Genomic DNA, 8,223 nt, shown 5'->3' with positions numbered 1-8,223 from the left:
CAACGAAACGCTACTCGGTTATGACGCCTATGGACTCGCGTGCCAACGTGGTATCACGACACCTTCGCGCATTTTGCGACCCGGTTCCCAACCCTTGGCATCGGTGATTGAAGACGTGTTTGTCGGCAGCGACCCTGAGACAACCAGCGACGACGAGGTGATTGAACTGGCAGCTACCTTTGCCTTCGATAGCACAGAGCTTCGCGCGTAGGGTACTCACGGTGTCCAGATCATCGAAGGAGCACAGCTGTCGTCGCAAAGGGCAGCACTGGCCACCCTGCGGGAACAGCTTCACTTGGAGACGTCGTCCTACCGCGATCTCGCCGATGGACTCGTCACCAATAGATGTACCAACCATAACGAATCAACGGTCTCCTCAGTCTCCAACCTCTGCCGACGAGGACCAGAACAGTGAACTCGCGCGTAACGCAGATGAGCTCCGCCCAGCTCAAAGGTGGAACGACGCTGGCCACCAGCGGCACAGTGTTGTAACTGCTGTTCCTACATCCAAACTCATGGCCCTTGCGACTTGCAGCCTACTCACTGTAATGCGACATCGTGAAAGCTATCACCATACCAAAATTGCGCTACAGTCCTTCGTTCAGGTTCAGTGCATCACGGCCGAATCCAGAGCGATCCTGAACCAACCAAGAGCCATCTGCACTGGACATGAAACACCATCGGGGAACTCGGCCCGACGTGAGCCCCTTCAGCACAACACTCCGGTCGCACCCCAAGCTTTGTGAGCCCGAGCCACAACCCCACTGGCTCTCGCTCAGAATGCAGCCCGGCATCACCATCAAGATTACGCCTATATCTCTATCTCTGAGTCCGCTCTCTCCCTCAGGGCACGGTCGGATCAATGGACTCAAAGCGGCCGTTCACTCAGGTTGGCCGGTTCGCATGTACCTTACTTGACCGCCGACCGATGCGTCTGGCATCCTCGCGGAAGTACCCTAAGACGCATCGCACAACGCCACGAACGACTCCATCGTCATGGTCATCAACAACATGATAGAGTCGCAAAAGCCGACGTTGCGCGATCAGGATGAGGAATCCTGACGCTAAGCGCTTTCGGCGATCCTGGAAACCTGCAACGGCAAACACCATGCTGAGCGACGCCACCAGCATCCGTATCGGCGGCACCACCGATAACGCGTGTCCGTCAATCGCGACAATTACCGCTAACACTCCTCAGCGAGCGACCGAGATCATTCCTCACCCCCGGAAATTGCACCAGCCACAACCTTGCCCCAAAAGCCTCAAACCCCGCGTCTCCCACCAGACCGAAGACGAGGGACTGTAGCGCGATCCAGCACCCATCATGGTCACGCGCACCCGAGACTATCGCTATCTGGGTGCCAACCTACTTTCGTCAAACACTGCAAAGCTACGAGATAACGCAACCTATACCTCTGATGTGGCCATGGGCTTTCGTCGCCATCACGCACGGCAGAGATCACCAGACCGAGGGCCAAGAGCCTAGCCACCGTCAAGATCACTTCCCGTCCAGTATTCGAATGAACCCAGAGGACAACGTATCCAACCTCCAGAACCCGGTAGCGCACGAGCTAGACCGTGGTACCCGTGATGTGGAGAGTCCGCGGGTCAGGTACAGGATTGGCATCACCCTTTGTCCGCACCACAACCTCGCCATGGACCCGTGGCAACGGGATAACCCGATGCATGTAAATAACACGCGAACAATTTGGCGGATGGAACACCGCGACGTCGTGCAATTTCAGGTCCCTCATCGGCTCACGTTAAGCGAACGCTATGCTTCCTGTCGGTATCCCCGGGCTCATCGAACCTGAGAAAACCAGCAACAGCTCCCAACGACCCGACAGAACCGAGAACCCCAAGGTGACAACGAGCAGGCAAACCAAAAGCGCCACATCGCGCCCCAGCCATAGTAATACGAGCCTTCCACACGACCTTCTCGGTATTAATCGCAAAGCGACGCTATCGGGATTAATCAGCAGTGACTCACTCGCCTCAGCCGATTGCTCTGTGACAAGCAAGATCCACCTTCACTTGAACTGCACAGAGACGATACGGGAATGCGCATATCAACAGCTCAACCCCCTCCGTCAGAATACCCGAGTTACCCTTGCCCTAACTACAACAATGAAGTGCCAACAAAATTCGACGTTGGGCTAACAGTCTGCCCCTCCGCTGTATTTGTGGCTGCATCAAGCAGGGTGTAAATCACTGAACACTCTGCACTCTGTTCATCCCCAGAGTTTACGCTAGCTCTACCAGTAGTCACATTTACATCAAATGGCTGCAGGAACGGGACGTTTTAATTATTCACAGCCATACTAAACGTATAACTCCCAGGTGCAGCATAACTACCAGCACCAAAATGTGATCCATCAATAGTGTTACCGCCAACCCTAGTAAGATTGGTCCATGTCTGCCCATTATCAGATCCCGTGAGCTCTTGAACCGTAACGGTCATGTCTTGCAACAGGGCAGATGGGGTACCATTTGGCAGTGTAGAGGTTACCTCGGACACTTAACCCTGTAGGGTGCCGGCATCCTTAAGATAGCTGTCAGCCCAGTACTCGACACCTGATGCCATATTAGGCGCTGTCCACGCGAGAGAGGCATTACTGCCATCTGTCGTAGTTACCTGATCATTCTGTAGCCCGGACAAACTCCCTTGGTTGCTTGCGTAGTTGTCAGCATCCCGGGGCACACAGAGCTGCTGTTTATTCCCAGAAGCACAAGTCTCCCCCGTTTTTCCTACGCTTGCATTCAGAAAACAAGTACCGGCTGTGGCACTCGTATTTAAGTTCGCATTACTAGTAAATGCTGCGTACCCACCAACATCTACAAATGCTAGCAAAGCCAATCCAAGCACGCCTGCTGCTAATGTTAACCGTGACGGCTTCGTCGACCTCCCTGTTCCAATGAGAACCCATCACTGGTTCTCCACCCAAACAACGTACCGGTTTCGCCATTAGCTAACCACTCGGCAAAGCGACCATTCGACCAAGTGACTCAATGCTTTATTCCTTTACTATAGCGTCGCTAGTCGCGCCGTACAACTCAGGGAACATATTTTCTCAAAACAACATTCTGATCAGGTAATACAATGATCAGAAATATGACTATCCAGCGATTGCAGGTCGATCACACAGAACAGGTGAGCACAATGGGCTGACTCCAACACCCTTGTTGCTCGCTTTGTTAAACACTCTCCGCGTACATACAGCCACTCTACATCTACTTTTACCAAATCTAGACAATTAGATCGCGGTGATTTGCAGTCGGCCAAGATCGACAATACACACTCAAAAGCTCGCATAATTTTCAACATTAGTTGAATCGAAGCGCTACACTTATCTGCTTTGGTCCGAATCCATTGTCCACGGGCCCTAGGCTCAACGTGTCGCAAGGGAGTCAAGAACCCACGCTCGCTACGCTAGTGAAACGCCTCTCGACGAGCCGCCAGCAGCCTCATCGTGAGATCCCGTGACCGACTGGCCACCAGACCACGAATCTCAGATTGCCCACGATAGGTCGAACCGTCACCGAGGCTCACTGATCCTCCCATTACCTGGACGGCATGCGCTCCGGGAAGATGATCCCATGGCAACACCCGCTCGTAGACAAGAAAATCCAAACGTCCAACCACCAGGTCGAGATAGTCTCTTCCTGCACACCCAGAGCCATCCATAATCTCATAGGCACAAACGCTTTCTCGCAACCTCTGGTGCACGCTGGCCGACAAGAAGCGACCAGAGATCATTCCCCGTGCAGTCGGGGTATGTTGGATTGAGCCATGTTCTACCCGTGACATGCCCGCATCGAGAATCTTCGCCCCATCAGTACTGGCCACAAGCGCCTCGCCGCCATGTATGCGTATGCAACTAAGTTGCGTACTGCCGTCGACGGACAGCGCCACCATGGTGGCCACCGGTCCGGCTCTGGCGACATAGTTCGCGGTTCCATCGATTGGATCTACGACCCAAAGCGACCCCGCATTCGTCTCAACCAGTAGCCCATCGGCATCGCTCGCAGCCTCTTCTCCAAGGACACGACTCCCCGGCATCAAGGAGAGGAGGTACTCACTGAGTATTGTTTCAATCGCGATATCACGCTCGGTTACCCACTCACCAGGAGACTTTTCCCAACCCTCGCCCTCTAGCCGCGCGGTCTCATCAATGGCAGCGTCGATCGCCGCAAGGACGGCCAGGGGATCCGTCAATGATCACGAACCAAGCTGGTCAAAGTCAGTTCGTCGAGCAAGCTCACGCTCTAACTCCTGGTACTCCTTCGAACCGGTGATTGGAAGGAGTTGCAGCAAAAGATCGAGATTGCCATCAACACGCAACTTGCCCTCCATGAACGCACTCGTCGCATCGGTCTTGCCAGTCTGCATGCTGCGGGCATCTTCGAGCGAAACACTGAGCTCTACGTCAGGAGCTGGATGTTCCCCCAAACCTGCAGCACCGAGTTGTCCATCTTCAATCGACCAATAATAAGCGTACTCACCGCCGTCAGCAGCCGTCAAGAAGTACTGGAGCGTCGCTGATACTCCCGCCTGATAGGGCATCGCTGCCCCAAGCTCGAGCGTGTCTTGGATCCATCCCGGTGAAAGCCATGCCGCCATCTCAGCTCCCCTCAATACCTTCGAACAGGTCAGTCTCAAGATAGCCTGCTGGCGCATCGACGAGATGATACTCCTCGTAGGGATAGATATTGGCAAGCTCATCGGGAGAGAGCGCAAACCAAAATGGAGAGTTGGGGTCGACCTGGGTCTCATGAGCCAAGAGAGCGGAACGACCAACCTCAATGGTAGCGCTTACATCGATACGAGTGGTCACGAGGTCATCATCACCTGTACGTTCTGTCATCCGAAATGGAAGCTCTATGCCCTTGGCAGCGATTGCCGCACCGATCGCCTCAAAGCGGGCACGCACCCACAGCGACCAGTACCACTTTTGCACCCAGTGAGGATCCCCGAGTTCTGGCGCAAACGTAGCATCAGCGGCCAGTTCACGGGCGACCTTAGCCACCTCGTAAACACGAAGGTGATCCGGGTGCGGATAGCTATCTTGATGCGCACCGTAGCTGATGAGCACCTGTGGTCGCTCGCGGCGGAGTATGGCCACGAGCGGTCGCACCGCGACCTCCAACTCAACTGCCCCAAAGCAGTTGGGATGGCTGTTGGCCGGACTGTTGGGCATGCCGGAATCACGGAACCCAAGCAGCTCAACCTCGCGATAGCCAATCACTTCGGCCGAGCGGGCCAGTTCCTTTAACCGTAACTCAGGAAGCTCCGCAGGGTCACGGTCCTTGAAGGCGGGGTTGAGGAACTCTCCCTCCTCACCTCCAGTGGCCGTCACCAACACCGCTCTTGCACCTTCGGCCGCATACTTAGCAATCGTGGCAGCCCCCTTGGATGCCTCATCGTCTGGGTGAGCATGGAAACTCACAATCGTCCGCTGGTTACTCGACACTGATCCTCCATTGCATGCGTACCTTGTTACAAACAGGCTAACGGCCCAGGGGTCGTCTCAAGACCACCTTTCATGGGCGCGGACGCGCCTTGGCGCTGCATCAGATCCTCATCCGATCGCCATCGAATGAGTGCGTCGCCGGATCGGCGACGAGCTCATCTGGCAGTTGACTTCACTGGTCGATCGAGAGAAGCTCGAGTTCTTTGGCAAAGTGCTCCCTAGCAGCGACACGGCGCGTCGCAATCAGCTCCGTTGGCTCACTGACAGGCTGACAGTTGCGAAGGATCTGACGAGCTACCGTCATTCGATGCACCTCGTCGGGTCCGTCGTAGATGCGGGCAGCACGTGCCGCACGATACATCTGCTCGAGTGGGAGATCGGAGGAGAACCCCAGACCGCCGTGCACCTGAATGGCCCGATCGATGACGTTATAAAGCACCTGTGCACCGAAGTACTTGATCATCGAGATCTCCTTCCGGGCCGCTTTCTGACCCTTCTGGTCGATCATCCAGGCAGCCTGCAGCGTCATCAGCCGAGCCGCCGCCATCTCAGCCGCGGAGTCCGCAATCCAGTTTTGGACCGTCTGCTTTGCCGCGAGGGGCTCGCCGAAGACCTCACGGGAGACCGCACGCTCACACATCATTTCGAAGGCTCGACGCGACTGCCCGAGCCATCGCATGCAGTGATGAATCCGCCCGGGGCCAAGACGACTCTGGGCGAGCGCGAAACCCATGCCTTCATGACCAATGAGATGATCGAGTGGCACACGTACGTTCTCGTAGACGATCTCGGCGTGGTTGCCATAGGAGCCGAAGTGAGGGACCGGATCCTCCATCGTGGGGATATCGCGAATCACCCGTACTCCTGGTGTATCCCTTGGAACCAGCAACATCGACATCGCCTCGCGGGCCGGCACATCCGGGACGGTCCTCGCCATCACGATCAAGAAATCGGCGACCGAGCCGTTCGTGGTATACCACTTGTGTCCGTTGATCACCCACATGTCTCCATCCCGCACCGCTGATGAGGTGATGCGGGTCGGGTCCGCACCGGCATCGGGCTCCGTCATCGAGAACCCACTCGATAGCTCACCACGCAACAATGGCTCAAGGTAATGTTCTCGCTGGAATTGGGCACCATTAGCCTCAATCCCGAGCGCAAGCAACTCTGCATTACCAGAGTCAGGAGCATTGTTACCAAATACCAGAGGCGCAATGGGGGACATGCCGAGCAGTTCATTCATCAGACCGAGCTTGACCTGACCAAAACCCTGCCCTCCAAGGCTTGGGGGGAGATGAGCGGCAAACAGGGCATGCTCCTTGACCTGGGCCTTGAGTGGTTCGATCATCGCCTTCAACGAAGGGGTATCGAGCTCGAGTGTCTCAAGCGGCATGATCTCCTCGCGCACTAACGTCTCAATCCAGTGCAGTTTGGCGTCAAACTCAGGCTCAGTCGAAAAGTCCCATGCCATCTCTGTACTCCTTCCCTTGCTGACCCGACCTTAGCACGGTGAGCACCGGTGGTGTGAACACGCGTGTGCCCCGGGTCTGTGACGTACCTAGAGCCTGGGTGGTGGTGGCAGATTTGGCAGGGTGGAGCTGACGTTAGTCCCTTGTACGTAAAGGGGGTGGGCGGTCCCGGTCAGGACCCCCCCTTGGAACCCAGTAGTTGCACTCCAGGGGCCCAACGCTGGAATCGCTGGCGCGAACCGTTGACGAGCGACGCTGGTCAAGATAGCCCGCCGGCTTGGGTTAATACCCACCGAGCGCAGGAGTTCAACCGACATCGTTGCGGCATAGATGCCATCAAGGGTACCCAAGGTCAATCCCACCTTTGGCTTGATCTCCCCCATGACCGCGCGAATATAGGTATTCCAGGCATCGCCGAGCGCACCTAGAGGAACCCAGGTGCCAAAGCGAAGCAAGGTGCCATGAAACGTCGGGGCCTGCGCCAGAAGCGTCGCACGAGACACGGCGTCGCCGACGACGATGACCGTTGGCGCCTCGTTGAGGGTACCAAGCTGAGAGAGCAGCCTGGCCGTCACGGCGTGTGGGGCAAAGCTGACGATCAGATCAGGAACATGACGCGTCAACTGATCCGTCCCCTGGAGCTGGCCATCGCTGGTGTAGCTGAGCTGCACAGGAACCGACGACACCCCGAGATCATGGGCAATATCGGGAATGGCGCCAGAGGCCAAGACTCCGATCGTCCCGTTAGCGAGGTCGAGATCACGAAGGGCTGCTCCAAGGTCAACGGCGATGGTCGTTGGCGATGTAGTCGCATTGATCGTGTTGGGGCCTGTGGCCATACCACTCGGGAAAAGCTGGAGAATGCCCGAACTCGATGCCTGCGTTGAGACGGCCTGGGCCACCGTGGAAGGGCTATCACCGATGAGTGCAAAGGCTCCGATGGTGTCACCGAGATAACGGGTCTCGTTCGCAGCAATCGCCGCCTGCCCGGCGTCATCCTTCACCACCAGCGAGAGCTGTCGTCCAAAAATCCCATGATGTTGATCGAAAAGACGCAACACCGCCTGCATGCCAGCTACCTCATCAAGGGAATCCTGATGAGAGGTGCCCTCAGCATTGATCTCGGTCGCAAAAAGCACACTCGAAGCCGTAATGCCTGGGGCGGACGCAAGGGGGACGGCGTGGCTGGTGGCGGTCGTCCCGCAGCTGGTCAGGACGAGCCCACCCGCTGCCAAGGCTAGTACAGTGGTGATCGCCCGGTGTCGCATCGGCCACCACCCTAG

Annotated in this window: 7 protein-coding genes; 1 reads left to right on the top strand and 6 read right to left on the bottom strand. The window is 56.5% G+C overall.

The genetic code is table 11. The features are described 5' to 3' along the window. A partial coding sequence (locus MP439_01855; protein MCI2974809.1) for a hypothetical protein occupies positions 1 to 211 on the top strand: 211 nt, incomplete at its 5' end. Between the two features lie 674 nt (positions 212 to 885). Here the strand turns inward: MP439_01855 and MP439_01850 are convergent. The 6 genes from MP439_01850 to MP439_01825 all read right to left on the bottom strand — a co-directional run bounded on the left by MP439_01850 (position 886) and on the right by MP439_01825 (position 8,208). Then, positions 886 to 1,191: a hypothetical protein gene (locus MP439_01850; protein MCI2974808.1), complete on the bottom strand. Its 306-nt coding sequence runs from the start codon at positions 1,189 to 1,191 to the stop codon at positions 886 to 888. Between the two features lie 2,239 nt (positions 1,192 to 3,430). Beyond that, positions 3,431 to 4,216, bottom strand: coding sequence for a hypothetical protein (locus tag MP439_01845; GenBank protein MCI2974807.1), 786 nt, complete (start codon positions 4,214 to 4,216; stop codon positions 3,431 to 3,433). A gap of 3 nt (positions 4,217 to 4,219) precedes the next feature. Further along, a complete protein-coding gene (locus MP439_01840; GenBank protein ID MCI2974806.1) occupies positions 4,220 to 4,621 on the bottom strand; it encodes an SCP2 sterol-binding domain-containing protein in 402 nt (133 codons plus the stop codon). 1 nt (position 4,622) lies between these two features. Continuing rightward, positions 4,623 to 5,471 (bottom strand): PIG-L family deacetylase, encoded by an 849-nt coding sequence (locus tag MP439_01835; protein ID MCI2974805.1) that lies wholly within the window; start codon positions 5,469 to 5,471, stop codon positions 4,623 to 4,625. Between the two features lie 172 nt (positions 5,472 to 5,643). Further along, on the bottom strand, positions 5,644 to 6,942 hold the full coding sequence (locus MP439_01830; protein ID MCI2974804.1) for an acyl-CoA dehydrogenase family protein: 1,299 nt from the start codon (positions 6,940 to 6,942) through the stop codon (positions 5,644 to 5,646). 87 nt (positions 6,943 to 7,029) lie between these two features. Then, on the bottom strand, positions 7,030 to 8,208 hold the full coding sequence (locus MP439_01825) for an ABC transporter substrate-binding protein (protein MCI2974803.1): 1,179 nt from the start codon (positions 8,206 to 8,208) through the stop codon (positions 7,030 to 7,032). Between the last annotated feature and the right edge of the window lie 15 nt (positions 8,209 to 8,223).

This window comes from Ferrimicrobium sp. (genome assembly GCA_022690815.1).
Taxonomy (GTDB): Bacteria; Actinomycetota; Acidimicrobiia; order Acidimicrobiales; family Acidimicrobiaceae; genus Ferrimicrobium.
The sequence above is the reverse complement of the archived record's forward strand: the minus strand, read 5'-3'. Positions and strand labels throughout refer to the sequence as shown.

Excerpts from the sequence above, each read along its gene's own strand:
- MP439_01840 (MCI2974806.1), bottom strand. The coding sequence starts at position 4,621 with ATGGCGGCATGGCTTTCACCGGGATGGATCCAAGACACGCTCGAGCTT.
- MP439_01830 (MCI2974804.1), bottom strand. The coding sequence starts at position 6,942 with ATGGCATGGGACTTTTCGACTGAGCCTGAGTTTGACGCCAAACTGCAC.
- MP439_01825 (MCI2974803.1), bottom strand. The coding sequence starts at position 8,208 with ATGCGACACCGGGCGATCACCACTGTACTAGCCTTGGCAGCGGGTGGG.